Here is a 25463-nt window from a genome sequence, read left to right as displayed (position 1 = left end):
TTTAGCGGCGCCCGGCGCGGCGTCAAACGCCATTCTCGACTGCCGCCTTCGCGGCCGTGCGATCAGACCTGGCCCAGCGTACGCAACCGCGCCTTGGGGTGGATCTCGTTCTGGCTCATGACCACGGTCTGGCCGCGGAAGCGCTCGATGATCGAGCGGACATAGGGACGGGTCATCGGACCGGTCAGCAGCACCGGATTTTCACCCGTCATGGCGATCCGCTCGAAGGTGTCGCGCACCGCGCGGATGAAATCCTGCAGGCGCGACGGCGCCATGGCCAACTGCTTGTCCTCGCCATTGCCGATCAGGCTTTCGGAGAAGGCCGCCTCCCATTCGGGCGACAGGGTGACGATGGGCAGCGCCCCTTCGCCGTCCTTGTTCTGCCAGCACAGCTGGCGTCCAAGGCGCGCGCGGACGTGTTCGACCAGGGTGGTGACGCTGGTGCTGTGGGGGGCCGCCTCGGCCAGGCCTTCGAGGATCGCCGGCAGGTCGCGGATCGACACCTTTTCGCGCAGCAGGGCCTGAAGCACGCGTTGCAGGGTGGTGACGGTGACGACGCCGGGGATCAGTTCCTCGACCAGCTTCTTCTCCTCGACACCCAGTTCCTTCAGCAGCTTCTGCACCTCGCCGTAGGACAGCAGGTCCGCCATATTGTCCTTAAGGATCTCGGTCAGGTGGGTGGTCAGCACCGTCGAGGGATCGACCAGCGTATAGCCGCGGAACGTCGCCTCCTCGCGCAGGCTCTCGTCGATCCAGGTCGCCGGCAGGCCGAAGGCCGGTTCGCGCATATGTTCGCCCGGCAGTTCGACCTGACGCCCCGACGGGTCCATCGCCATCAGATGCCCCAGTCGCACCTCGCCCGCGCCGCTCTCCATCTCCTTGATGCGGATGGCGTAGCCCTGGGTCGCCAGGCGCATGTTGTCCAGGATCCGCACCTGCGGAATGACGAAGCCGTATTCCTGGGCCAGCGAGCGTCGCAGCGCGCGGATCTGGTCGGTCAGGCGGCGGCCTTCCAGATCGTTGATCAGGCTGAGCAGAGAATAGCCCAGCTCGATCTTGACCTCGTCGATGGTCAGGATGTTGGAGATGGGCTCTTCGACGTCTTCCTTGGGCTTGGCGGCCGCTGCGGCGGCGGCCTGCTCGGCCTCGGTCGGTTTGGGCTGGAGCCGTTCGCGCCCTAGCCTCCAGGCCATGAAGCCCGCCCCGAGCGCCAGGGCCGCAAACGGGATCAGCGGCATGCCGGGGATCAGGCCGATCAGGCCGGCCGCGCCCGACACCACGCCCAGCGAGACGGGGTTGGTGGCCAGCTGGGTCACCATGGCCTTGTCGGCCGTGCCCTCGACGCCGGCCTTGGACACCAGGAAGCCGGCGGCGATCGAGATGATGATGGCCGGCACCTGCGTCACCAGACCGTCGCCGATGGTCAGCTGGACATAGGTGTTGGCGGCCTCCATCGCCGGCATGTCGTGCGTCAGGGTTCCGATCAGAATGCCGCCGATGGCGTTGATGAAGGTGATGATCAGGCCGGCGACGGCGTCGCCCCGCACGAACTTGGACGCGCCGTCCATGGCGCCGAAGAAGGTCGATTCCTGCTCCAGCTCCTTGCGGCGCAGCTTGGCCTGGTCCTCGGTGATCAGGCCCGACGACAGGTCGGCGTCGATGGCCATCTGCTTGCCCGGCATGGAGTCCAGGGTGAAGCGGGCCGAGACCTCGGCGATCCGGGTCGACCCCTTGGTGATGACGACGAAGTTCACCACCAGGATGATGGCGAAGATGATCACCCCGATGATGAAGTTGCCGCCCATCATCAACTGGCCGAAGGCGTTGATGACCTGGCCGGCACTGTCGTGGCCTTCCTGGCCGTGCGTCAGGATCAGCCGCGTCGAGGCCAGGTTCAGCCCCAGGCGGAACAGGGTCGAGACCAGCAGCACAGTTGGAAAGATGGCGAAGTCGAGCGGCCGCTTCATCATCACGGCCGTCATCAGGATCAGCACGGACGAGACCAGCGAGATCGCCAGCAGCAGGTCCAGAAGCATCTTCGGGACTGGCAGGATCAGCAGCATGATCACGCCGATGACGCTGACCGCCATCAGCACTTCGCCGCGGTTGACCCAGCCCAGGACGTCGCGCCCAGTGGGGCGCGCCATGCCGTCCTTCATCATCATCGGCGTATCAGTCACGGCCCAGCGCCTTCAGGGCCCGGCGGGTCGCCTCGGCGATCACGGCGTCGCGCTGGTCGTCCGTCGCCCCGGGCGCCTCCGTGAAATAGGCGGCCAGGATCACCGGCGATCCCGACAGGGGCGTCAGCATGCCGATGTCGTTGGTCGCGCCGTTCGCGCCGGTCCCGGTCTTGTGCGCGACGGTCCAGCCCTCGGGCGCGCCGGCCTTGATGCGATTTGGCCCGGTCGGCGAGGCCGTCATCCAGCCGCTGATCAGCTGGTCGTGCGCGGGCGTCAGCCGGTCGCTGAAGGCCAGCTCGCGGATGTTTGCGATGGTCTGGTCCGGCAAGCAGGTGTCGCGCGGATCGTTGGGCAGGGCGGTGTTCAGGTCCGGCTCCAGGCGCGAAATCAGGGTGGTGGTGTCGCCGAAGGTCGGCCACCACGAACGCCATACGGCGATTCCGCCCATTTCACGGATCAGGATATTGGCCGCCGGATTGTCGCTGACCTCGACCGCCGCCTGCATCAGTTCGCGGATCGTCAGGGTGCGCCCCACGGCCTTTTCGGTCACCGGCGCATGGGGGATCATGTCGGCCTTGGTGATCGCCACCGCCCGATCCAGCCGCTCTTCCTCGCGCTGCACCCGTTCAAGCGTGGCGACGGCGAGAAAGGCCTTGAAGGTCGAGCAGAAGGCGAACCGCTCCTGTCCACGCCAGGACACCCGGCGCTGGCTGCCGACATCCATGGCGGCCACGCCCAGCCGGCCGCCGTGACGCGTCTCCAGGTCCGCCAGCAGGAGGGGCTGTTGTTGCTCGGTCTTGGATTCGTCGCGTTTCGGATAGCAGCCGGCGAGCGCTAGCGCGCCCGCGCCGCCAATCAACGTCCTGCGATCGAAACCGGCCGCCATCCTCAGGCCGCGTAGCCCGAGGCCGAGACGCCGCTTTGCGGCGCGGGGATGGCCGTGCCCTCGTCGGCGTATTCGTTCAGCTTGTTGCGCAGCGTCCGGATCGAGATGCCCAGGATGTTGGCCGCGTGGGTGCGATTGCCCAGGCAGTGGGTCAGGGTGTCCAGGATCAGCGTCTTCTCCATCGCCGCCACCGTCTGACCGACGAAGCTGCGGGTCACCGCGTCGGCGGCCTGGGCGGCGCGAGCGGCGATGCCGCCCTGCCCGGCCTCATAGGCCTGGCCCGCCATGCCGCTGTCCGACAGCGGCTGACCGTCCGGCAGGCGAATGGCGTCCACGTCGATCTCGGGTCCCGTCGCCAGAAGCACCGCGCGGTGCATGGCGTTCTCCAGCTCACGGACGTTGCCGGGCCAGCGGTGGGCGGCGATGGCCTGGCGCGCCTGGGCCGAGATCGGACGGACCGGCACGCCGTTGGCGGCGGCGTATTTCTTGATGAAGTGGTCGGCCAGAACGACGATGTCGCCCGGACGTTCGCGCAAGGACGGCAGGCGCAGGTTCACCACGTTCAGGCGATACAGCAGGTCCTCGCGGAACACGCCTTCCGCCACGGCCTTGGACAGATCGCGGTTCGAGGTGGCGATGATGCGGATGTTGACCGAGACGGGCTTGGAGCCGCCGACGCGGTCGATGACCCGTTCCTGGATGGCGCGCAGCAGCTTGGCCTGAAGCCGGGCGTCCATTTCGCTGATTTCGTCCAGCAGCAGGGTGCCGCCGTCGGCCTCCTCGAACTTGCCGATGCGACGCGCGACGGCGCCGGTGAAGGCGCCCTTCTCGTGGCCGAACAGTTCGGATTCCAGCAAGTTGTCGGGAATGGCGGCGCAGTTGACGCTGATGAAGGGACGTTCAGAGCGGCGCGAATGCTCGTGCAGATACCGGGCCATTACCTCCTTGCCGACGCCGCTTTCGCCGGTGATCAGGATCGAGGCTTCCGAGCGCGCGACCTGGTCGGCCAGTTGCAGCACGGCCTTCATCGACGGGTCGGCCGAGATCATCGGCTTTTCGTCGTCGGCGACCGCCGACAGGACGGCGGCGATCAGTTCGGCGTCGGGCGGAAGCGGGATGAACTCCTTTGCTCCCGCCTTGATCGCGGCGGCGGCCTCGCGCGCATCGGCGTCCACGCCGAAGGCCACCACTGGAATGGTGATCCGCTCGGCCTCGTTGGCGGCGATCAGGGCGGCGATGTCGAGCTGGTAGTCGACCATCAGCAGGTCCGCGCCCTGCCCCCGTCGCAACTGCTCGGTCGCCTGGTCCGCGCGCTCGACGTGATTGACCTTGGCGCCGTGCGCCATGGCCATCTTCACCGCCGAAGCGAGCTGCCCGCTCAGTCTGCCTACCACCAGAAGACGCATCGTTCTTCTCCTCTAATCTCTATTTCGAACGCGTCGCCCTTTAGGCGCCGCTGTCCTCGGTCTTGATGATTTCCGTCATGGTCACGCCCAGCCGGTCGTCGACGACGACGACCTCGCCGCGCGCGATCAGGCGATTGTTGACGAAGATGTCGATGGCCTCGCCGACCTTGCGGTCCAGCTCCAGCACCGACCCCTTGTTCAGCTTCAGCAACTGGGCCACCGACATGTGCGACTTGCCCAGAACGGCCGAGATGTTGACCGGCACGTCGAAGACGGTGGCCAGGTCAGCGGCGGTCTTGTCGCCGTGGTCGTCGATCGGCGGCGGGCCGGAAAGGCTGGAGAACTCCTCCAGCGCCAGGTCGTCGGATGCCATCAGAACATGCTCCTATCGACGGGAAGGGATTCGGCGTGGCCGGCCTCGGCGGCCAGGGCGGCGGTCAGGGCTTCGGCGACGCGGTCGGCGGACCCTTTGGGATCATGATCGGCGCGGCCGTCGGCCCATTCCAGCTGGAAGGCCGTCTGCGCCATGCCCGGTTCGTCACGGAAGGCGACCACGCCGGTGAAGCCGCTGTCGGCGCAGGCCTGTTCGATCAGGGCGCGCGCCTCGTCGTCCAGACCCGAGGCCCGCACCACCAGGCGAGGCGAGGCGTCGATCTCCTGCGCCAGCATCTCCAGCGCGGCCTTCAGCGGCGCCTGCGGAAAACGCTCCAGCGCGGCTCCGCCGATGGCGCGAGCGGCGGCCAGGGCCAGGTCAGCGGACTGTTCGCGGTGCGCCTGAGCCACGGCCTTCAGCGTGGGCATGGCCGAAGCCACCGATTGGGCGATGTTGCTCAGCGCCATGGCGCGGATGTTCTCGATCTCGCCCAGCGCCTGCTGGCGGGCCTCCAGACGGCCTTGCGCCACCAGGGCCTCCACCTCGGCCGGCAGATAGGAACGTTTGGCCGGCTTCCAGGCGCCGGGACGCACCACCGTGCCGTCCGCGTCGAACTCGGTGTCGAAGATGAAGGGACGGCTGATTTCGGGGGATACGGTCATGTCAGTAGATCAGTTCGTCGTCGGCGCCCTGGCCGGCCAGCATGATGTCGCCCTTGGCGGCCAGGTCCTTGGCGACCTGAACCATGGCCATCTGCGCCGCATCGACGTCCTTCAGACGCACCGGTCCCATCGATTCCATGTCCTCGCGCATGATCTTGGAGGCGCGTTCGGACATGTTGGAGAAGAACATCTCGCGCAGACCTTCGGAGGCGCCCTTCAGCGCCAGGCCCAGCGAATCCTTGTCCACGCCGCGCAGCAGGGTCTGGACGCCGCCGGGATCCAGCTTGGACAGATCCTCGAACACAAACATCAGGGCGCGGATGCGCTCGGCCGACTCGCGATTGCGCTCTTCCAGGGCGCCGATGAACCGGGCCTCGGTCTGGCGGTCGAAGCTGTTGAAGATGTCGGCCATCATCTCGTGGCTGTCGCGCTTGGACGTGCGCGCCAGGTTCGACATGAATTCGGTGCGCAGCGTCGCCTCGATCTTGTCCAGGATCTCGCGCTGCACCGGCTCCATGCGCAGCATCCGCTGCACGCATTCCAGGGCGAAATCCTCGGGCAGGCTGGTCAGCACGCGGGCGGCGTGGTCCGAACGCACCTTGGACAGGATGACGGCGACCGTCTGGGGGTATTCGTTCTTCAGATAGTTGGCGAGGACCGCCTCGTTCACATTGCCCAGCTTGTCCCACATGGTGCGACCGGCCGGACCCCGGATCTCCTCCATCAGCCCGTCGACGCGATCCTTGGGCAGGAAGGCGGCCAGCAGCTTCTGGGTCTGTTCGTAGCTGCCCATGACCGAGCCCGAGCCCGACAGGCCCGAGACGAACTCGATCATCAGGGCCTCGACGGCCTCGGCGCTGACATTGCCCAGCGTCGCCATGGCCTGCGAGATCTCCTTGACCTCGTCGTCGTCCAGCCGCTCCCACAGGGCGGTGTGTTCCTCGCCCAGCGCCAGCAGGATGACGGCGGCCTTCTCCGGCCCCGTCAGCTTGTTGGGGTCGTCGATGGCGACCTTCTTGTTGACCAGCTTCGCCATCAGCCTTCCGCCACCCAGGTGCGCAGGATGCCGGCGGCCTCATCGGGATGGGCCTGAACGAAGTCGGCGACCTTCTTGACCGACGACGCCTTCACCTGTCCCTCGATCCGCGCGATGTCGATCTTCTGTTCCATCTCGGTCGGCGCAGGCAGCTGGACCAGCTGCGGCTGGCCGTCCGGGCCGATGACGGTCGTCTGGACCGTCGTCACCGGCACGCCGTCGGCACCCATCACCATCGGCAGGTTTGTCCCGCCCGCCGCCGTCTTCAGCAGAGGACGCAGGACGAAGAAGATCAGCAGCAAGGCGACCAGGGTCAGGATGCCCAGCTCAATCATCCGCATGATGTTGGCCTGGGAGAAGTCCAGCAGCGGCGGCTTCTCGTCCAACCCGCCCGCAATCCCGGTGTCGTGGTTGAAGCGGACGTTGATCACCTCGATCTTGTCGCCTCGCGTCTCGTCGATGCCTGCGGCGGCGGCGACCAGGGACTTGATCTGGTTGATCTCCTCGGCCGAGCGCGGCGCATAGGTCGGCTCGCCCTTGCCGTCGGCGGCGGGGGTCCATTTGCCGTCCACGGCGACGGCGACAGCCAGCTTCTTGACCTCGCCCGGCTCCTTGGTCGTGGTCGTGGTGGTGTTGGAGATTTCGTAATTGGTGGTTTCGGTGTTCTCGGCGCTGGTCGCTCCGGCCGGCGTCGTCGCGGGCGGCGCTCCGCCGGGGATGTTGTTGGTTGCGGTCACGCCGCCGTCAGGCTGGCCCGTCGTGTCCGACGACTGCGAACCGTTGGTCGAGGTCGAGCGCACCACCTGGCCGTCCGGGTCGAACTTCTGCTCCTGGGTGGTCGAGCGGCTGTGGTCGATGTCGGCCGTCACCTGGACGCGCGCGGCGCCGACGCCGACGACGCCCTCGACGATGTCCTTGATGCGCGACTGAAGCTGGGCCTCGGTATTGCCCTTGGCCTCTTCCGCCGAGGCCGAGTTGAAGCCTTCGTCGTCGCTGCCTGCGGCCAGGGTGCGGTTGGTCTGGTCCGCGACCGTGACCCGATCCGGCTTCAGGTTCGGCACCGAAGAGGCCACCAGGTTGCGGATCGCCCTCACCTGATCGCCGGTCAGATCGCGCCCGCCCAACCCCACCAGAACGGCGGCGGTGGGCTCCCCAGCGGCCGAGGTAAACATCTCGCGGCGCGGCATGGTGATGTGGACGCGGGCGGCGGTGATGCCGCGCATGGACATGATGGTGCGCGACAGCTCGCCCTGCAGGGCGCGCTGCTCGTTCAGCTGCTGCTGGAACTCGGTCTGACCCAGGACCGACTGGTTGTCGAACAGCTCGTATCCAACCGAGCCGGACGTGACCAAGCCCTTGCCCGCAACCAGCATCCGCGCGGTGCCGACCTCGTCGCGATTGACCATCAGGGTCGAGCCGTCGCCCTTGGAGGAATATTTGATGCCCGCCTGCTCAAGGGCGGCGGTGATCTCGCTGGCTTCGCGCAGATCGAGGTTGGAATACAGCAGCGCGTCGGGCGCCTGGCCCATGCGCAGCATGACGGCGACCAGCACGGCGGCTACGCCCGCGGCGACGCCGAGGACAGCGGCCAGACGGCCGATCCCGAACTTCTGCAACGCCGCTGTGAAGCCGCCCACGCGTCCCCGCCCCAAACTCGCGGGAGACCACTGACGCCCCGCTAGGCAGAAAATGCCGCCTGGATGGTAAACGTGGCGTTAAGAGACGTTTACGCGTGCTTCCTCACCGCCGCGCAGGTCGCTCCAGCTGGGGCAGGACCGGCGGCGCGCCCGACGGCAGCTCGGCCTTCGGATCGCGCAGGAAGGCGACCACGTCGCGATAGACCACCTCCGCCTGCAAATCCCGGTTCAACAGGTGCCAGCCGTCGGGATACCAGGCCGTCCGCAGCGTCGCGTTCGCCGGGACCTGTCGCAGCGCCCGGCGCATCGGACCGCGCTCCACCACCTCGTCATGGGCGCCGTACATCAGGATCGACGGCGTCTTGGACAGGCCCAGCCGTCGCGACGCGGTCTCCATCAGATCGACCAGGCCGTAGATGGTGTCGAACCGCGTCGACAGCAGGCTCATGGGATCGCGCCCGTTGCGATACAGCTCCAACGTATTGGACGATGCGACGATGCGGTCGGCGATGAAGGACGGCGGCTCCACCGCCTTCGATCCCGCCATCCGCGCGGCGATGTTCAGCGCGGTCGAGTTCAGCCACCCTTGCGTCGACCAGCCCCAGACGCCGGGCGCCAGCATCACCACCCGGTCCGCGTCGGGCGGATCGTCCGAACCGAAGGCCGCCGCCGTCACCGACCCGCCCATGCTCTCGCCCACCACCGCGACGATGGCGTTCGGATAGCGCGCGCGCGCCAAGGCCGTGACCTCGCGCAGGTCGTCGGTCATGCGCGGCTCTCCGGCCCATTCGCCGCGTCCGGGCGCCGCGCCGAAGCCGCGCTGGTCATAGGCCCAGGTTTCGATCCCCTGCTCGGCCCACCATGGCCCGGCCAGGCGGAAGCTGGCGTCGTGATCGTTCATCCCGTGCAGCGCCACGATCACCGCCCACGGCGCCCGGTCCTTCGGCCCCCATTGCATGTAGGGCAGCCGCGCGCCGTCCGACATGACCAGCGCATGATCGCCAATCCCCGCTCCGGCGAAATCGACCGGCGGCGTCAAAGGTGGCTGGATATAGGGCGCCGCGCAGGCCGACAGGGCCAGGGCGGCGAGGACAGGCCAGATTGTCCGGCGACCCGCCGCCTTGTGCGAAAGGCGTTTGAAGACGTTCACGATCACTCGTCCCATGGACTGCCTGATGAAATCGCTGTGTTCCGGCGCGCGCCGGCATCAGCGGATATTGGGGCGTCAAGGATCGAGCGCACCCGCTCGCGCAGGTACGGCACGACTTCGGCCTCGAACCAGGGGTTCTTCCTCAACCAGGCCGTATTGCGCCATGACGGATGCGGCAGGACCAGCAGGGCGGGCGCATAGTCCCGCCACGCCTGCACGGTCTCGGTCATGTTGCGCTTGACCCGGTCGCCCAGCGCCCAGGCCTGGGCGTAGCCGCCGACCAGCAGGGTCAGTTCCATGCCCGGCAGCGCCGCCATCAGCGACGGCCGCCACAGCTCCGCGCACCGTGTTGGCGGCGGATAATCGCCACCGCTTTTTCCATTCTTCTGGGGCGCCGTGCCCGGATAGCAGAAGGCCTGGGCCGCCACCCCGATCCGATGATCCGCGTAGAAGGTCTCGTAATCCACGCCCATCCAGTCGCGCAGGCGGTCGCCAGACGGGTCGGTGAACGGCAGGCCGCTCTCATGCACCCGCCGCCCCGGCGCCTGGCCGCAGATCAGCAGCCGCGTCTCGGGAAACACCCGCACCACCGGGCGCGGCGTATGCGGCAGCACGCCCGCGCAGGCGCGGCAGGCGCGGATGTCGCTCAGGACGGCATCGAGATCAGTCGTCATCGTCCTCGACGACCGGCGGACGACGGCTCAGGGCCAGGGCCGTCTCTTCCTCGGTCGCCTGACGCAGGCGCGTCACGCCGCGGAAGTCGTCCGGATCGACCGCCTTGCCCTTCTTGGTGATGGTCAGCTTGCCTTGGCGCATCAGGCTCAGCGCGATAGCGCGGACCTTGGGCAGCATGCGCTGCCACTGTTCCGGCTGTAGCGCCTTGGCCACTTCTGCGGGCTCGATGCTCTTGCCGGGCTCAAGCGCGGCGATTTTGTTCAGGATTGCGGTTTCGATCGGATCGCTCATTGCGCCTATATGCTGCACCGCGAGACCAGAAGTAAGGCCGAGTCGTCATGCCGAAGAAAATCACCGTCGCCGAGGGCGAGTTCGCCGGCTGGCAGACCTACGATCTGCACGACACCTTCGACACCGTCGTGGGTCCCTTCTATGGCCGACCTGATCCCGACGGCCACATGCGCTGCGCCTTCCGCGCCGAACAGAAGCATATGAACGCGGGCGGCCGCATGCATGGCGGCTGTCTGATGACCTTCGCCGACATCGCCATGTTCCAGATCGCTTATCAGGAAATGGAGGGCGCCTCGGGCGTCACGGTGCAGTTGGACTCCACCTTCATCGACGGCGCCTATGTCGGCGAACTGATCGAGGCGACCGGCCAGGTCACAAAGGCGGGCAAGAGCCTGATCTTCGTGCGCGGCCAGATCAACACCGGCGAGCGCCTGCTGATGACCTTCTCCGGCGTCATCCGCAAGTTCACGCCACGCTGATCGGCCTCAGACCCCCGCCTTCGCCGCCGGGCGTTCGCGGCACGCGTCGTACCAGCGGGCAAGATGCTCGAACTCCGCCGGCGGCCGGTATTTGATCAGACGCGCGAAATCCAGGCCGACGACGGCGACGATGTCGGCGATGGTGAAACGGTCGGCGGCGATGAAGGCCCGTTCGGCCAGGTGTCGATCCAGCGTCTGCATGAACCGTTCGGCCGACAGTCGATTGTAGTCCGCTACCTGGGGCATTTGCGTCGCCTCCAGCGCGGCCAGCGCGGGATGGGTGTGGCGGACGTTCAGCATGATCGGCGTCGCCAGATAGAACTCGCACCGCCGCGTCCACATCTCGACCACCGCCAGTTCGCGCGGATCGCGCCCGAACAGGTTCGGTTCGGGATAGAGCGCCTCCAAATAGCGGCAGATGGCGACGGATTCCGAAATGATCGTCCCGTCGTTAAGCTCCAGCGCCGGCAGGTGCGGCACGCCCACCCGGTCGCGGAAGGCGGGCTTCTTGTGCTCGCCGGTCATGATGTCGATCTCGACCATCTCGACCTCGGTGACGCCCTTCTCGGCCATGACCCAACGGACCCGACGTGGATTGGGCGCGCGATAGGAGGTGTAGAGTTTCATGACGCCGTCTCCATGATCGACTGAAACCTATCCGAACACCGCCGACGGCAGGGCGCCGACCACCGCCGCCGTCATCAACGTGGCCAGGAAGCCGGCGAACAGCCCCTTCCACACCATGCCCAGCACCTCTTCGCGCCGCTCGGGCATCAGCACCGACAGGCCGGTGACGGTGATGCCGACCGAACCGATATTGGCGAAGCCGCACAGGGCGTAGGTCATAAGCATCCGTGTCCGCTCCGTCATCTCGCCAGCCGGAACCTTGCCCAGGTCGATGAAGGCCACGAACTCGGTCAGGGTCAGTTTGACGCCCAGCAGCCAGCCGGCAACGTCGGCGTCCTTCCACTCCACCCCAATCAGCCAGGCGACCGGGGAGAAGACGACGCCCAGGATCCGCTCGACCGTCAACGGCTCGCGGAACACGACAAAGCCGCCCAGCATCACATTGACCAACGCCACCAGCGCCACGAACACGATCAGCACCGCCGAGATGTTCAGCACCACCATCAGGCCGTCCGAAGTGCCCTTGACGAGGGCGTCGATCGCGCTGTCGTATTTCAGCGCGGAATCATAGTCCGCGACCGCCCCGCCCATGCCGGGCTGTTCGGGAATGATGATCCGCGCCAGCAGCACGCCCGCCGGCGCCGAGACGATAGAGGCCACCAGCACGTGGCCCGCCGCATTGGGCAGCACCGGCGCCAATATGGTCGCATACGCCACCATGGTCGAACCGGCGACCGTCGCCAGCCCCACCACCATCATCAGGAAAATTTCGGACCGGGTCAGCTTGTCCAGATAGGCGCGGATGACGATGGGGCTCTCGATCATGCCCAGGAAGATGTTCGCCGCCACCGCCAGGGCCGAGGCGCCGCCCAGGCCCATCGTCTTCTGAAACAGGAAACCGAAGCCCAGGGTGACCCACTTCAGGATCTTCCAGTGCCACAGCAGAGCGGACAGGGCCGAGATCACCAGGATCAGCGGCAGCACCTGGAAGGCGAAGGTGAACAGGGCGCCCTGGTTCTCCACCGAATAGGGCTGATCCCCTCCGGCCAGATAGCCGAACACGAACTTGGTGCCCTCGTTGGTCGCGACCGCAAGGCCGTCGACCGCCCCCGTCACTGCGGCCAGAACGGCCTGCGAGCCAGGAATAGCGAACAGGGCCAGCACCAGCGCCGCCTGCACCGCAATGGCCCCGATGGCCAGCCGCCACGGAAACGCACGCCGGTTCTCCGAGATCGCCCAGCAGACGGCGACGATGACGACCAGACCCAACAGGCTCTGGAGGTTCAGGAGGCTGAACATGAAAGGCGATCCCCGTATCCGGCGCGCCCGCCGGTCTTCATTCGCTTCAAGGACAAAGTGACGCGGCTGGCAAGCGAAACGAAAAAGGGCGGCCCCTCGGGACCGCCCTCATCATGCCGTTCGCGGGCCGGTTCAGAGCTGGCCGCGCACCAGCTTGCCGTAATGATCCATCAGGTCCAGCGACAGGGCGCCGGGCGTGAAACGATAGTCGCCCACCTCGGCCACCGGCGTCACCTCGACGGCCGTGCCGGTCAGGAAGCATTCCGAGAAGTCCGACAGTTCTTCCGGCAGGATGTCGCGCACCACGACCTCGATGCCCTTGGCCTTGGCGATCTCGATCACCGTCTGGCGGGTGATGCCGTCCAGGATGTGATCCACCTTGGGCGTGTGGATCACGCCGTCCTTGACGAAGAAGACGTTGGCGCCGGTCGCCTCGGCCACATAGCCGCGCCAGTCCAGCATCAGGGCGTCGGCGAAACCGTTACGCTCGGCCGTGTTCTTGGACATGGTGCAGATCATGTACAGACCCGCCGCCTTGGCGGTCGTCGGCGCCGTCGCCGGATCGGGGCGGCGCCACTTGGACCACTCCAGCTTCAGGCCGCGCGCCTTGACCTCGGGGTCGAAATAGCTGGGCCAGTCCCACACGGCGATGGCCAAGTGGACCTTGTTGTTCAGGGCCGAAACGCTGGTCTGCTCAGGGCCGAGGTAGGCGACCGGACGCACATAGCAGTCCGTCAGGCCGTTCTTGGCGCAGGTTTCCTTACAGAAGGCGTCGATTTCGGCGACGCTGTAGGGTATCTCGAAATCGAGCAGGTTTGCGGACCGCTTCAGGCGCTCCGAATGTTGCGTCAGCTTGAAGATTTCGCCGCCATACATACGCTCACCCTCGAATACCGACGAGCCATAGTGCAGAGCGTGGGTCAGAACGTGCGTTTTCGCTTCCCTCCAGGGCACGAAATCGCCATTCACCCAGATGAAACCGTCACGATCGTCGAAAGGAACGAAGGCCATTGAAATACGTCTCCCGCGAAACTGATGGTCTTAGAGCCTCACGAATCGCTCAGGTCAACGCCCGGAGCGGGGGAAACGTCGCATGAGCATGACGGAATCGCGTTCGCATGGCCGCTCGGGGCCCATCGCCGGGCCAGGCGTGGGCCGACATTTGCTGATCGTCGATGACGACGATCGCATCCGCGAACTGCTGAAGGAATTTCTGGCGCGCGAAGGCTACCGGGTCACCGGCGCAGCCCATGCCGCCGCCGCCAAGCGGATGATGGAGCTGATCGAGTTCGACCTGGTCGTGCTCGACGTCATGATGCCGGGCGAAAGCGGTCTGGACCTGACGTCCTGGGTCCGCAACAAGGCCGAACTGTCCAAGACGCCGGTTCTGCTGCTGACCGCGCGGGGCGATCCGGAGGACCGGATCGAGGGCCTGTCGCGCGGGGCTGACGACTATATGTCCAAGCCGTTCGAGCCGCGCGAACTGGTGCTACGCATCGACGCCATCCTGCGCCGTACCGGCGGCAAGCCGATCGGCCCGCGCGAGATCAAGCTGGGCACGGCCGTCTTCGACATGGAACGGCTTGAGCTCATCCGCGACGGCGTGCCCCAACGCCTGACCGAGGCCGAGGCGCAACTGCTCAAGACGCTGGCGCTTCACGCCCACGCCCCGGTCGAGCGTATGAGCCTGTCGCCCGACACCGCCGACATCACCGGCCGCGCCGTGGACGTTCAGGTCACGCGCCTGCGCCGCAAGCTGGAAGTCGATCCCAAGAACCCGCGCTATCTCCAGACGGTGCGGGGCGTCGGCTATATGCTGGCGCCCGACTGATCCGATGCGGCTGCTGCCCGCCTATCTGTGGCCGCGGTTCCTGAAGCGGCGCCTGCCGACCTCGCTGTGGGGGCGGTCGCTGCTGATCATCGTCCTGCCGGTCCTGGTCATGCAGATGGCGGTGACCTGGGTCTTCTTCGACGCCCATTGGCAGACGGTGACCGCGCGCCTGTCCGAGGGTCTGGCCGGCGACATCGCCTGGGCTGTTGAAAGCTATGAGGACGACCCCAGTCCGGCCAACCTCGACAAGCTGGCCAACCGCGCCGAACGGTCGATGTCCCTGTCCATCGTGCTCCAGGACGGCCGCACCCTGCCGACCGAGGAACGGCGCGGCGCGATCGGCGTGGTGGACCGCGTGCTGGACAGGGCGCTGAGCGCGCGTCTGGACCGGCCCTACTGGTTCGACACCACCCGCTACCCCGCCTATGTCGACATCCAGGTGCAGGAACCGCAGGGGGTTTTGCGCATCATCGCTCCGCGCGAACGCGCCGTGGCGACCCAGGCCCATATCTTCGTCCTTTGGCTGGCGGTGGCGACGGTCCTGCTGATGGGCGTCGCCATCCTGTTCATCCGCAATCAGGTGCGCGCCATCGAACGGCTGGCCGATGCGGCCGAGGCCTTCGGGCGCGGCGAGACCGTGCCCCGGTTCAAGCCGCATGGCGCGCGCGAGGTCCGCGCCGCCGCCGTCGCCTTCATGGCCATGCGCGACCGCATCCAGCGCCACATCGACCAGCGCACCGCCCTGCTCGCCTCGGTTAGCCACGACCTGCGCACGCCCCTGACCCGTCTTCGTCTGGAACTGGCCCTGGCCCCGCCGTTCAAGCGCCAGGCCGCCATGCGCGGCGATCTGGACGAGATGGAGCATATGATCGACGAATATCTCGATTTCGCCCGCGGCGAGGCCGGCGAACCGCCCAAGCCGGTCTCGATTTCCGATCTGCTGAAGGCGGCCGGAGAGGACGCCCGGCGCGCTGGCGCTGAGGTCCAGGTTTCCGCGCCCGAGGGTTTGACCGCGTCGGTCCGCCCCCTCGCCTTCAAGCGCGCCCTGGTGAACCTGGCCGGCAACGCCGCCTCCCATGGCGAACACGTGCGGCTGACCGCCCGCGCCCTGGCGTCCGGCGGGCTGGAAATTGCGGTCGAGGACGACGGCCCCGGCATCCCTGAGGCCATGTACGACGAAGCCTTCCGGCCCTTTTCCCGCCTGGACGAATCCCGCAATCAGAACCGCAAGGGCGTCGGCCTGGGCCTGGCCATCGCCCGTGACGTGGCGCGCGGCCACGGCGGCGACGTGACCCTGGACCGCAGCGACATGGGCGGGCTGAAGGCGATCATCCGCGTGCCGGGACATGTCACGCTCGTCGAGAGCGCCTGACCCCTTTGCGCGCAATTCCGGTGTCGGGGCCTAGCGGAACCGCGCCGGCGTGGTCATCTTGGACTCGACAGGGCTTGGAGATGAATTCGATGCGTAAACTTGCCTTCTTCGCCCCCCTGGCCGCGACGCTCGCCGTCGCCGCCATGGCCCAGGCGCAAAATCCCGCCGTGAACGTCACGGTCGGCCCGGAACTTCAGCGTCAGGTCCAGAAACTGGGCGACCGCGCGGTCAACGAACAAATCGCCAGCCTTCAGTCCGAGGTCGGCAAGGCGCTGGAGCAACGCTATCCCGGCGCCACGGCCAATCTGGTCCTGGTCGATCTGAAGCCCAACCGCCCGACCATGGAACAGGTTCGCCAGACGCCGGGCCTGGATCCGATCCGCAGCATCTCCATCGGCGGCGCCACCATCAAGGGTGAGATCGTCACGGCCGACGGTCAGACCCGGCCGGTCGAGTTCTCCTACTATTCGCCCACCCTGCGCGACGTGTGGGGCTTCGGCATCTGGCACGACGCCGACCGCGCCTTCGAACGCTTCGGCGACCGGATCGAACAGGGTCGCTACTGACCCATCTCGCGGTTGCGCCTCACCGCCGCCGCGACCGTCTCGTCCAGCATCGCCGTCAGGCGGCCGTCCTTCGCCAAGGCGTCAAGCCCGGCGCGGGTCGAGCCGCCGGGCGAGGCGATCCGGCCGATCAGGGCTTCAAGCCCGTCATCGCCCATCGAATCCGCTGCCGAGCGCAGGGTGGCCCGCGCCAGGACGTCAGCCGTCGCCGCGTCCAGCCCGGCCGCCTCGCCTGCGCGGGCCAAGGCTTCGGTGAAGGCGTAGAAATAGGCCGCCCCCGACCCGGCCACCGCCGTCGCCGCATCCATCAGCGCCTCATCGGCCAGATCGACCGTCTCGGCCATCGGCTCGAACAGGGCCCGACCCAGCGCCCGCGCCCGCGCATCCGCTGACCAGACCGAGGCCACGCCGCGTCCACGCGACACGCCCGTCGTCGGCATGACCCGCACGATCGGCCAGCCGCCGATCCCCTCCGCCAGGGTCAGCGCCGTCAAGCCCGCCATCACCGACAGGATCACGGCCTGACCGTTCAGGAAGGGCGCCAGCGGCGTCATCACCTCGCGCCACATCGCCGGCTTGACCGCCAGCACGACCACCGCCGCCTCGGTCAGCGCCCCCAGCGGCGGATTGATCCGCGCGCCCCCGGCCCGCGCCGCCTCGGCGGCCGGTTTCTCGGAGGGGCTCAGGATGATCAGATCGGCCGGCGCCACCGTCCCAGTCAGTAACCAGCCTTCCAGAATGGCGGACCCCAGCCGGCCGCAGCCCACTAGGACGACAGGGCCGGACATAGACGCCGCGCTTGGCATCAGGCTGTGCCGACGGTCTCGAACAGGCAGGCGTCGATCGCCTCTTGTGGTTTCTTGTTCCCGCGCACCATGAAGTCGAAGGCGGGGTAATAGCGATCCGCCGCCTCGATCGCCGCATCGATCATCGACGCCGCCTGGGCCAGGGTCGGGCGCTCGCCCATGGGCAGGGCCAGCGAATGGCGGAAGACGATTTCCCCGTCCTCGGCCCAGACCTCGAAATGGCCCATCCAGGTGCGCTGGTTGATCAGGCCGACCAGCTCATAGGCGGCCGTCTTGCGGCTCTTGGCGACCTTCAGGTCCAGGGCGCAGCACAGCTGAAGGCAATCGCCCTCAGGACGCCAGGCGAACCACAGCTCGTAGTCCTTCCAGTCGCCGGCCAGCGCAAAGGCCAGATCGCCGTCGTCCGTGCGGTCGAACGGGAGGTTCTCGGCCGTCAGGACATGCTCCACGACCTCGAGCGGGTCGAAAGGCACGTCCATTTCCTCTGGCCGGGCGATGTCCATCAAGTCTCTCGATTCGAGCTGCGCCCGTGAGAATCACGGTCGTTAACAGAACGGTAAGCCTGTTCGCAGATTCGGCTCAACCGGCTGCGTCCCCGGGTTGAGTTCCATCTGTGGACGTTCCCCCGACAGGCTTGCCGGCGGGCTTTGCAGCGGGTTTTTTCGCCGCCTTGAGCTCAGCGATCTCCGCCCGCAGTGCGGCGATCTCGTCCTTCAGAACATCGAATTCGTCGCGGCGGACCAGGTCCATCTCGGCGGCGATCCGGTCGGTCTGAGCGCGCCAGGCGGTCTTGGCCTCTTCGCCCGCCGCCTGGGCCAGACCCATGGCGCCCGTGGTCAGTTTGGCGAACTCGTCCAGGATGGGATTGCGGGTCTGCATGGCGGCTCCGACCTCAACGTCGTTAACGGATGCTCACCGAATATGGTGAACGAAACCTTTCTTTCTGCTGCTTCGCAGGCGCCATCAAGGCGTCGTGATCCTTCTTCACAGGCGACGCAGGCGGCGACGCTTGCTAAACCGCCTTCAGAGACAGGCCTGCACAGGAACGCCCCTTGCCCTTTCCCGAATTCGATCCGGTTCTGATCCACCTCGGACCGCTTCCGATCCGCTGGTACGCCCTGGCCTATATCGCCGGCATCGTGCTGGGTTGGTGGTACGCCGCTCGTCTGGTCAAGACCCAGCGTCTGTGGGCGCCGGGCAAGCCGCCGATCAACACCACCCAGCTGGACGATCTGGTGCTTTGGATCGTGCTCGGCATCATCCTGGGCGGACGGTTGGGCTACGCCCTCTTCTACAAGCCGGTCATGTACGGCCAGCTGTTCACGGGCCAGACCCTGGGCGAACGGTTCGAACTGTTCCAGCTCTGGACCGGCGGCATGAGCTTCCACGGCGGCTTCCTGGGCGTGGCCCTCGCCATCGTCCTCTATTCCCGCGCCCAGAAGATCGACATGCTGCGGCTGGGCGATCTGATCGCGCCCGTCGTGCCCATCGGCCTGATGTTCGGCCGCCTGGCCAACTTCATCAATGGCGAGCTGTGGGGCCGCGAGACGACCGTCCCCTGGGCCATCCGGTTCTGCAACGCCCGTATCGAACAGATGTACGGCTTCTGCCCCGCCGGCGATGCGCCCCGCCACCCCAGCCAGCTTTACGAAGCCGGGCTGGAGGGGATCGTCCTGCTGTCCATTCTCTCCCTGGGCATCTGGAAGTTCGATCTGCTGAAGAAGCCGGGCTACATCACCGGCCTGTTCCTGGTCGGTTACGGGGTGTGCCGCGCCGCACTGGAGAACGTGCGTGAGCCCGACTTCGGAATGCCCGATTTCCCACTGGGCCTGACCATGGGGATGATGCTGTCGATCCCGATGATCCTGATCGGCGCCTGGCTGATCTGGCGCGCCTGGAAACGGCCCCCCGTCGCAGCATGAGCCATGTCGAAACCCTGAAGACCCGTCTGGCGCGCGAGATCGCCTTGACGGGGCCGATGACGGTCGCCGACTACGTCACCCGCTGCTTGCACGATCCCAAGGGCGGCTACTATGCCTCGCGTCCCGACTTAGGCGCGCGCGGCGACTTCATTACCGCCCCCCTGGTCAGCCAGATGTTCGGCGAGCTGATCGGCCTGTGGGCGGTCGAGACCTGGAACCGGCTGGGCGCGCCCGAACGCTTCCGCTTGGTCGAGGTCGGCCCCGGCGACGGCACACTGATGAGCGACGCCCTGCGCGCCGCCCGCCTGGTTCCTGGCTTCCTCGAAGCCTGCGACCTCATCCTGATCGAACCCAGCGCCCCCTTGCGCGATCTTCAGGCCAAGGCCCTGGCCGGCGCCGACCTGTCGCCCCGCTGGGTGCGCGACCTGACGCGGATCGAGACCGACGCCCCCGTCATTCTGATCGCCAACGAGGTGCTGGACTGCATGCCCGCGCGCCAGTTCGTCCGCACGGACGGCGGCTGGGCCGAACGCCGCATCGGCGTCTCCGACGACGGCGACCTGATTTTCGGCCTGACCGCCATCTCCGGCGGCTTCCACAAGCCGGACTTCAATATCGCGCCGGGCGGCATCCTGGAAATCTCGGAACAGCAGGCCCTCTTCGGCCGCGACCTGGGCCTGTTGATGAAGGCCGCCTCGGGCGCCGCCCTGCTGATCGACTACGGCCGCGCCCGGCCCGAGGCCGGAGACACCCTCCAGGCCCTGCGTCGTCACCAGAAGGTCGATCCTCTATCGACGCCGGGCGAAGCCGACCTGACTCAATGGGCCGACTTCCCCCTGGTCATGGAGGCCGCCGTCCGCACCGGCGCCGACGTCACCGGCTGCCTGTCCCAGGGCGAGTTCCTGCGCCTGCTGGGCATCCAGGCCCGCGCAGAGGCCCTAACGACCAGCCGGCCCGCAGCCGCCGCCGTCATCGCACGCCAGCTCGACCGCCTGACCGGCGACGACCAGATGGGAACCCTGTTCAAGACCGCCGCGATCTTTGCGCCCCGATCCCTGGTCGTGCCCGGCTGGGACGCCTGATATAGGTGGGGGCATGAGCGATCTGGCCCCCATCACCCACCCGCTTCTGACCGCCGCCGGCATCGCCCACGGCTTCTTCACCCGCGCGGGCGGGGTATCGACCGGCATCTACGACGGCCTGAACGCAGGCGTCGGCTCACAGGACGATCCCGCCGCCGTCGCCGAGAATCGCCGCCGCGTCGCCGCCCATTTCAATGCCGACGCCGACCATTTGAACGGCTGCTACCAGATCCATTCCGCCGTCGCCCGCGTCGCCGAGGGCCCCTGGCATGGCGACAGGCCCGAAGGCGACGCCGTCGTCTCGGCCGAGCCTGGTCTGCTGTGTTCGGTCCTGACGGCCGACTGCGCGCCCGTGCTGTTGGCCGATCCCGAGACCCGTATCGTCGCCGCCGTCCACGCCGGCTGGAAGGGCGCTCTAGGCGGCGTGATCCATTCCGCCGTCGTTGCCATGCAGGCCCTGGGCGCCGATCCCCGCCGCACCCTGGCCGTGGTCGGCCCGTGCATCGCCCCCGCCAGCTATGAGGTCGGCGTCGATTTCGAGGACCGCTTCACCCACCACGATCCCGGCGCCGACCGCTTCTTCCAGCCCGGCGAGACCGACGACAAACGCCAGTTCGACCTGCCCGGCTTCGTCCTGTGGCGCCTCCAGCAAGCCGGCGTCGGCCAGGCCGTCTGGACCGGCCACGACACCTGTGCGGACGCGGAGCGCTTCTTCTCCAACCGGCGCGCCTTCCAGCACGGCGAGCCGGATTTCGGACGGTTGATCAGCGTGATCGGGGTCTGACCAAAGCCTCGCGCCCCTTCTAAGCCGTCATCCTAGGCCTTGTGCCTAGGATCCAGAATCCCGGTGTCGGCGGCAGTGCGCACCATCTTCGAGCGAGTCTATGGATCCTAGGCACAAGGCCTAGGATGACGATTTAATAGGGGTGGTGGATTCAAAAAGTGCGCGACTGTAGGGGCGCAGAAAGCGTTGCCCGCCCTCAGCCCGCGCGAGCCAACTCCGGCACCCGCGTCACTTCGCGCCACGCATGCGGCGCAGCCATCAGTGCCCGCACCAGACGGTTGTTCAGTGCGTGACCCGCCTTATAGCCCTCATAACGGCCCAGCAGCGGCGCGCCCAGAACATACAGGTCGCCGATCGCATCCAGGGCCTTGTGACGCACGAACTCGCGCTCCATGCGCAGACCGCCGGGGTTCAGGATGTCGTCGCCGTCGATGACCACGGCGTTCTCCAGCGAGCCGCCGCGCGCCAGGCCCGCCTGACGCAAGGCCTCGACCTCATGGGCGAAGCCGAAGGTGCGGCAGGCCATGATGTCCTTGCGGAAGGTCGGCTCGTCCACGACGAAGTCGATGACCTGATTGCCGATCACCGCCGACGGGAAGTCGATCTCGAACCGCATTTCGTAACGGTCGCACGGCAGCAGGGCCGCGTGCTTGTCGCCCTCGGTGACGTGGACCGTCTCCAAAATCTCGATATAGCGTTGCGGCGTCGGTTGCGGACGGAACCCCGCCCGGTCCAGCAAGCGCACGAACTGCAGCGCCGACCCGTCCAGGATCGGCAGCTCCGGCCCATCCACCTCGACAACGGCGTTCGACACGCCCAGCGCGGCGAAGGCGGCCATCAGGTGTTCGATGGTCGACAGGCGAACGCCCGCGCCGTTCTCGATCATGGTGTTCAGGCGGGCGTCGACGACGGCCTCGCCAGACACCGGAATACGGTTGTCGCGATCGGTGATGTCGGTGCGCACGAAGACGATGCCCGTGCCCGAGGGCGCAGGCCGAACCGCCAGCCGAACACGGCGGCCGGTGTGCACCCCGACGCCGGCGATGATGGCCGGCGCGACGATGGTGCGTTCGTGATGGTCGTTCCTGACCGACAAACTCAAACTCGCTGTTCGTTATGCGCGCCGCATCGCATGCGGATTACGCCCCGCATTCCCTTTAGCGGGCATGCCGCAAGGACGAAATCAAAGTCCGGTTTCGGATTGTTTCGCTCTGGGACACCGCCTGAAATGAAGAACGCCCCGGAGCCGGGCTCCGGGGCGTTCCATCGTCACTTGGGTTGTTTAGTTGGCCAGACGGCGGAGAAAGGATGGGATTTCCAGGTCGTCATCGGCCTGTCCCGCCTCCGGTTCCGGCTGCTGAACCGGCTGGGCCACACCGCGCGTGTGCGTGGGTTGCGGCGCATAGCTGGACTCAGGATGCGGCTGGGTGCGCTTGCCGCGACCGAACAGGCTCCAGCCGCTGCGACGGTGATCGCGATCGTCGTAGGCCTCCTCGACCGGCGGCTGCGCCGGCGCGGGCGCGGCGCGTTCGGCGTAGAGATCGCCCTGCGGCGCGGCTCTCGGCGCGACGGGGGCGCGGGTCTCATATTCCTCGACCCAGGGATCGACGATGGGGTCCAGGGCGCGTGGTTGCTGTTCGGCGACGCGGATCACCGGCTCGGGGCGAGGTTCCGGCTCGCGGGCGGCAGGGGCCTGAAAGGTCGGCACGACCGGCGCCGCCTCGATGCGGGGCTGGGGCGCACGCGGCGCTTCCGCTCGGACCGGCTCGCGGTAAGTATCGCGCGACGGTTCCGGCGCCCGCGACGGCTGGGCGCCGTACAGGCCGCCGGCCGAGCGGCGGGCGTCATGTCCGGCCAGCGGCGCGCTGGCGGCCGGCGGGGCGATGGGCTCGATACGCTTGATCTCGCCTTCGTCCATGCCGGTGGCGACCACCGAGACGCGGATCTTGCCGTCCAGGGCCGGATCGAAGGCCGCGCCGAAGATGATGTTGGCGTCGCCGTCCACCTCGGCCGAGATGGCGTTGGCGGCCTCGTCGACTTCCAGCAGGGTCATGTCCAGACCGCCGGTGATGTTCACCAGCACGGCCTTGGCGCCCTTCAGCGACGTCTCGTCCAGCAGCGGGTTGGCGATGGCGTTCTGGGCGGCCAGCAGCGCCCGGTCGTCGCCAGAGGCCTCGCCCGTGCCCATCATCGCCTTGCCCATTTCGGACATGACGGCGCGGACGTCGGCGAAGTCCAGATTGATCAGGCCGGGCAGGATCATCAGGTCGGTGATCGAACGCACGCCCGAGTGCAGCACCTGGTCGGCCATGCCAAAGGCGTCGGCGAAGGTGGTGCGTTCGTTGGCGACGCGGAACAGGTTCTGGTTGGGAATGACGATCAGGGTGTCGACATAGCGCTGCAGCTCGGCGACGCCCGCGTCGGCCAGGCGCATGCGGTGACGCCCTTCGAAGGTGAAGGGCTTGGTCACGACGCCGACGGTCAGGATGCCGCGATCACGCGCGCATTTGGCGATGACGGGGGCCGCGCCGGTGCCGGTGCCGCCGCCCATGCCGCAGGTGATGAAGACCATGTGCGCACCTTCGAGGTGCTGATGGATTTCGTCGGCGGATTCCTCGGCGGCGTTCATGCCGACTTCGGGGTGGGCGCCGGCTCCCAGGCCCTGGGTGATCGTCTCGCCCAGCTGGATGCGGCGATCCGTCTTGGCGAAGCTGAGGTGTTGCGCATCGGTGTTGGCCACGACGAACTCGACCCCTTCGAGGCCGGCGTCGATCATGTTGTTCACGGCGTTGCCGCCGGCGCCGCCGACGCCGAACACGACGATGCGGGGCTTCAGTTCAGTGTGTTGCGGCTTGACCAATGAGAGCGACATTTCTGTTTTCCGACCTGCTGACCCGCCCCTTCCAACCAACCGATCGCCCCCGCCGAATCGCTTTGGTTATGAGCGCGTTAAGGATTGCACCCATGAAGGTTAAGAGAAGGTTAGGGCGATAATGTGAGTCGGACCTAAGTGAAGGCCCTTATTCCAGCGTGGCCGCAGAAATATGCAGACGTATCCACCAAGCCTTACAAGTTATCCCGCAACCACCCCGCCACGCGCCCGACCACATTGCCATGGTGGATTCGTGGTGCGTCCGCAGCCGTGATCTGCCGCGCCATCAGCTTGCGGGCCGAGACCGCCTCCCGCGGACCATAGGCGGCGCGGAGCAGGACGCCGGCGGTGGCGCAGAAGGCGGGACCAGACGCGGCGTCGGCCAAATGCGGCGCCCGTTGAGGTTTTCCGAGGCGGACGGGGCGGTCGAACACCCGCACCGCCAGTTCGCGCACGCCGTTCAGTTGGCTGGCGCCGCCGGTCAAAACGAGGCCTGCGCCGGGCTCGAGGCCTACGCCGGCGTTCTTCAGCCGGTCGCGCAGCAGTTCGAGGGTTTCCTCGACGCGAGGGGCGATGACGGTCTTCAGCATGGCGCGCGGGACGATGACCGGGCCGGCCGAGGCGTCCTCGCCGCGCGGCGGGGCCTCCAGCATCTCGCGGTCCTCGTTCGCGCTGGCCATGGCCGAGCCGTGCAGGGTCTTCAGACGCTCGGCGCCTGCCTTGGACGTGGACAGGCCCCGCGCGATGTCGGAGGTGACGTGATCGCCGCCGACATTCAGGCTTTCGATATGCAGCAAGCTGCGCCCGCCCCATACGGCGGCGCTGGTCGAGCCACCGCCCATGTCGATGCAGACGGCGCCCAGGTCCATTTCGTCTTCTTCCAGCGCAGCCAGAGACGACACGACGGGCGCGGCGGCCACGCCCTGTAGGTCCAGGTGCGCTAGCTCCAGGCAATGGCTCAGGGTCGTGAAGACGTTCTCGGCCATGGACACAACCAGCAGGTCGAGCCCCAGCGAGCCGCCGCGCATCGAACGCGGATCATGCACTCCTCGCGCGCCGTCCACCGACCAGGCGATGGGCAGGACGTGGATCGGGCGGCGGTTGGGCAGACGGATCTGCGCGAGCGCCATGCCGATGGCGCGCGCCAGGTCGGCGTCCCCGACCGGATTGGCGCCCAGGGACACCCGCGCCTGCACCCGGTGGCTGGCCATCTGGCCGATGGCGGTCGTGACGACGACGCCGGAGACCGGGCTCTGGGCCGCGCGCTCGGCGCGTTCGACGGCGTGGCCGATGGCCTGGGCGGCCTCGTCCATATTGATGATCGCTCCGCCCTTCACGCCCTTGGACTGGACATGGCTTGCGCCCGCGACGCGGATGGTGCGGTCGGCGTGGCGCACGCCGTCGGGCTTCATGATGAAGCACGAGACCTTGGACTGGCCGATATCCAACGCGGCGATCACGGGCGCGCGACCGGCGCGAGGATCCATGCCCCGACCCTGATCGTTCGCCGCTCCGCGTTGCTTGGTCATG

Annotated in this window: 26 protein-coding genes; 7 read left to right on the top strand and 19 right to left on the bottom strand. The window is 67.4% G+C overall.

The window, feature by feature from the left end:
- Positions 1-62 precede the first annotated feature (62 nt).
- From flhA to ACODSC_RS01615, 10 genes are all read right to left on the bottom strand, one after another.
- Entirely contained in the window at positions 63-2165 is a 2103-nt protein-coding gene (flhA, locus tag ACODSC_RS01660; protein WP_488812130.1) for a flagellar biosynthesis protein FlhA, read from the bottom strand.
- Positions 2166-2172: 7 nt separating this feature from the next.
- Positions 2173-3066, bottom strand: coding sequence for a class A beta-lactamase (gene bla, locus ACODSC_RS01655; RefSeq protein WP_488811206.1), 894 nt, complete (start codon positions 3064-3066; stop codon positions 2173-2175).
- A 2-nt stretch (positions 3067-3068) separates the two neighbouring features.
- The gene (flbD, locus tag ACODSC_RS01650; RefSeq protein WP_488811204.1) at positions 3069-4472 is read right to left on the bottom strand and encodes a sigma-54-dependent transcriptional regulator FlbD; all 1404 of its coding nucleotides are present in this window, start codon (positions 4470-4472) and stop codon (positions 3069-3071) included.
- Between the two features lie 40 nt (positions 4473-4512).
- Positions 4513-4845, bottom strand: coding sequence for a flagellar motor switch protein FliN (gene fliN, locus ACODSC_RS01645; protein WP_135195017.1), 333 nt, complete (start codon positions 4843-4845; stop codon positions 4513-4515).
- A complete protein-coding gene (locus ACODSC_RS01640; protein WP_488811202.1) occupies positions 4845-5507 on the bottom strand; it encodes a FliH/SctL family protein in 663 nt (220 codons plus the stop codon). The genes fliN and ACODSC_RS01640 overlap by 1 nt, the downstream gene beginning before the upstream one ends.
- Before the next feature lies 1 nt (position 5508).
- The gene (gene fliG / locus ACODSC_RS01635) at positions 5509-6543 is read right to left on the bottom strand and encodes a flagellar motor switch protein FliG (RefSeq protein WP_488811200.1); all 1035 of its coding nucleotides are present in this window, start codon (positions 6541-6543) and stop codon (positions 5509-5511) included.
- Entirely contained in the window at positions 6543-8180 is a 1638-nt protein-coding gene (gene fliF, locus ACODSC_RS01630; RefSeq protein ID WP_488811198.1) for a flagellar basal-body MS-ring/collar protein FliF, read from the bottom strand. The genes fliG and fliF overlap by 1 nt, the downstream gene beginning before the upstream one ends.
- Positions 8181-8283: 103 nt before the next feature.
- Positions 8284-9330: an alpha/beta fold hydrolase gene (locus tag ACODSC_RS01625; RefSeq protein WP_488811196.1), complete on the bottom strand. Its 1047-nt coding sequence runs from the start codon at positions 9328-9330 to the stop codon at positions 8284-8286.
- Between the two features lie 2 nt (positions 9331-9332).
- The gene (locus ACODSC_RS01620) at positions 9333-10004 is read right to left on the bottom strand and encodes a uracil-DNA glycosylase family protein (protein WP_488811194.1); all 672 of its coding nucleotides are present in this window, start codon (positions 10002-10004) and stop codon (positions 9333-9335) included.
- Positions 9994-10296, bottom strand: a complete 303-nt coding sequence (locus ACODSC_RS01615) for a DUF3253 domain-containing protein (RefSeq protein ID WP_488811192.1) — start codon at positions 10294-10296, stop codon at positions 9994-9996. Before ACODSC_RS01615 ends, ACODSC_RS01620 begins: the two co-directional genes overlap by 11 nt.
- Before the next feature lie 47 nt (positions 10297-10343).
- Between ACODSC_RS01615 and ACODSC_RS01610 the strand changes: the two genes are divergently transcribed.
- The gene (locus ACODSC_RS01610) at positions 10344-10775 is read left to right on the top strand and encodes a PaaI family thioesterase (RefSeq protein WP_488811190.1); all 432 of its coding nucleotides are present in this window, start codon (positions 10344-10346) and stop codon (positions 10773-10775) included.
- Positions 10776-10781: 6 nt separating this feature from the next.
- Here the strand turns inward: ACODSC_RS01610 and ACODSC_RS01605 are convergent, their stop codons facing one another.
- The 3 genes from ACODSC_RS01605 to ACODSC_RS01595 form a co-directional block, all read right to left on the bottom strand.
- A complete protein-coding gene (locus tag ACODSC_RS01605; protein WP_488811188.1) occupies positions 10782-11402 on the bottom strand; it encodes a glutathione S-transferase family protein in 621 nt (206 codons plus the stop codon).
- Positions 11403-11429: 27 nt separating this feature from the next.
- A complete protein-coding gene (locus ACODSC_RS01600) occupies positions 11430-12701 on the bottom strand; it encodes a NupC/NupG family nucleoside CNT transporter (RefSeq protein WP_488811186.1) in 1272 nt (423 codons plus the stop codon).
- A 132-nt stretch (positions 12702-12833) separates the two neighbouring features.
- Positions 12834-13712, bottom strand: a complete 879-nt coding sequence (locus ACODSC_RS01595) for a branched-chain amino acid aminotransferase (RefSeq protein ID WP_488811184.1) — start codon at positions 13710-13712, stop codon at positions 12834-12836.
- An 88-nt stretch (positions 13713-13800) separates the two neighbouring features.
- Between ACODSC_RS01595 and ACODSC_RS01590 the strand changes: the two genes are divergently transcribed.
- The 3 genes from ACODSC_RS01590 (at position 13801) to ACODSC_RS01580 (ending at position 16470) form a co-directional block, all read left to right on the top strand.
- On the top strand, positions 13801-14532 hold the full coding sequence (locus ACODSC_RS01590; protein WP_488812128.1) for a response regulator: 732 nt from the start codon (positions 13801-13803) through the stop codon (positions 14530-14532).
- Between the two features lie 4 nt (positions 14533-14536).
- Positions 14537-15904: a sensor histidine kinase gene (locus ACODSC_RS01585; protein WP_488811182.1), complete on the top strand. Its 1368-nt coding sequence runs from the start codon at positions 14537-14539 to the stop codon at positions 15902-15904.
- Between the two features lie 89 nt (positions 15905-15993).
- Positions 15994-16470, top strand: a complete 477-nt coding sequence (locus ACODSC_RS01580) for a hypothetical protein (RefSeq protein ID WP_488811180.1) — start codon at positions 15994-15996, stop codon at positions 16468-16470.
- Here the strand turns inward: ACODSC_RS01580 and ACODSC_RS01575 are convergent.
- The 3 genes from ACODSC_RS01575 to ACODSC_RS01565 form a co-directional block, all read right to left on the bottom strand.
- Positions 16464-17255 (bottom strand): pyrroline-5-carboxylate reductase family protein, encoded by a 792-nt coding sequence (locus ACODSC_RS01575; RefSeq protein WP_488811178.1) that lies wholly within the window; start codon positions 17253-17255, stop codon positions 16464-16466. The genes ACODSC_RS01580 and ACODSC_RS01575 overlap by 7 nt on opposite strands.
- Before the next feature lie 17 nt (positions 17256-17272).
- On the bottom strand, positions 17273-17776 hold the full coding sequence (locus ACODSC_RS01570) for a type III secretion system chaperone family protein (protein WP_488811176.1): 504 nt from the start codon (positions 17774-17776) through the stop codon (positions 17273-17275).
- A 76-nt stretch (positions 17777-17852) separates the two neighbouring features.
- Positions 17853-18152 carry an accessory factor UbiK family protein gene (locus ACODSC_RS01565; protein WP_488811174.1) on the bottom strand — a complete coding sequence of 100 codons (300 nt, stop codon included), beginning with the start codon at positions 18150-18152 and terminating at the stop codon, positions 17853-17855.
- A 173-nt stretch (positions 18153-18325) separates the two neighbouring features.
- Here ACODSC_RS01565 and lgt point away from each other — a divergent pair, with 173 nt between their 5' ends.
- From lgt to pgeF, 3 genes are read left to right on the top strand one after another with little or no spacing between them, the layout of a single operon-like run.
- A complete protein-coding gene (gene lgt / locus ACODSC_RS01560; RefSeq protein WP_488811172.1) occupies positions 18326-19195 on the top strand; it encodes a prolipoprotein diacylglyceryl transferase in 870 nt (289 codons plus the stop codon).
- Positions 19192-20277 (top strand): class I SAM-dependent methyltransferase, encoded by a 1086-nt coding sequence (locus tag ACODSC_RS01555; RefSeq protein WP_488811170.1) that lies wholly within the window; start codon positions 19192-19194, stop codon positions 20275-20277. Before lgt ends, ACODSC_RS01555 begins: the two co-directional genes overlap by 4 nt.
- Positions 20278-20290: 13 nt before the next feature.
- Entirely contained in the window at positions 20291-21061 is a 771-nt protein-coding gene (gene pgeF / locus ACODSC_RS01550) for a peptidoglycan editing factor PgeF (protein ID WP_488811168.1), read from the top strand.
- 196 nt (positions 21062-21257) lie between these two features.
- Here pgeF and lpxC read toward each other — a convergent pair whose 3' ends face one another.
- The 3 genes from lpxC to ftsA all read right to left on the bottom strand — a co-directional run bounded on the left by lpxC (position 21258) and on the right by ftsA (position 25462).
- Positions 21258-22157: a UDP-3-O-acyl-N-acetylglucosamine deacetylase gene (gene lpxC, locus ACODSC_RS01545; RefSeq protein WP_488812126.1), complete on the bottom strand. Its 900-nt coding sequence runs from the start codon at positions 22155-22157 to the stop codon at positions 21258-21260.
- Positions 22158-22343: 186 nt separating this feature from the next.
- The gene (ftsZ, locus tag ACODSC_RS01540; protein ID WP_488811166.1) at positions 22344-23933 is read right to left on the bottom strand and encodes a cell division protein FtsZ; all 1590 of its coding nucleotides are present in this window, start codon (positions 23931-23933) and stop codon (positions 22344-22346) included.
- 194 nt (positions 23934-24127) lie between these two features.
- A complete protein-coding gene (ftsA, locus tag ACODSC_RS01535; RefSeq protein WP_488811164.1) occupies positions 24128-25462 on the bottom strand; it encodes a cell division protein FtsA in 1335 nt (444 codons plus the stop codon).
- Position 25463: the final 1 nt, after the last annotated feature.

The organism is Brevundimonas sp. FG128 (assembly GCF_057809775.1).
This window is presented reverse-complemented; position numbering and strand designations above follow the sequence as displayed.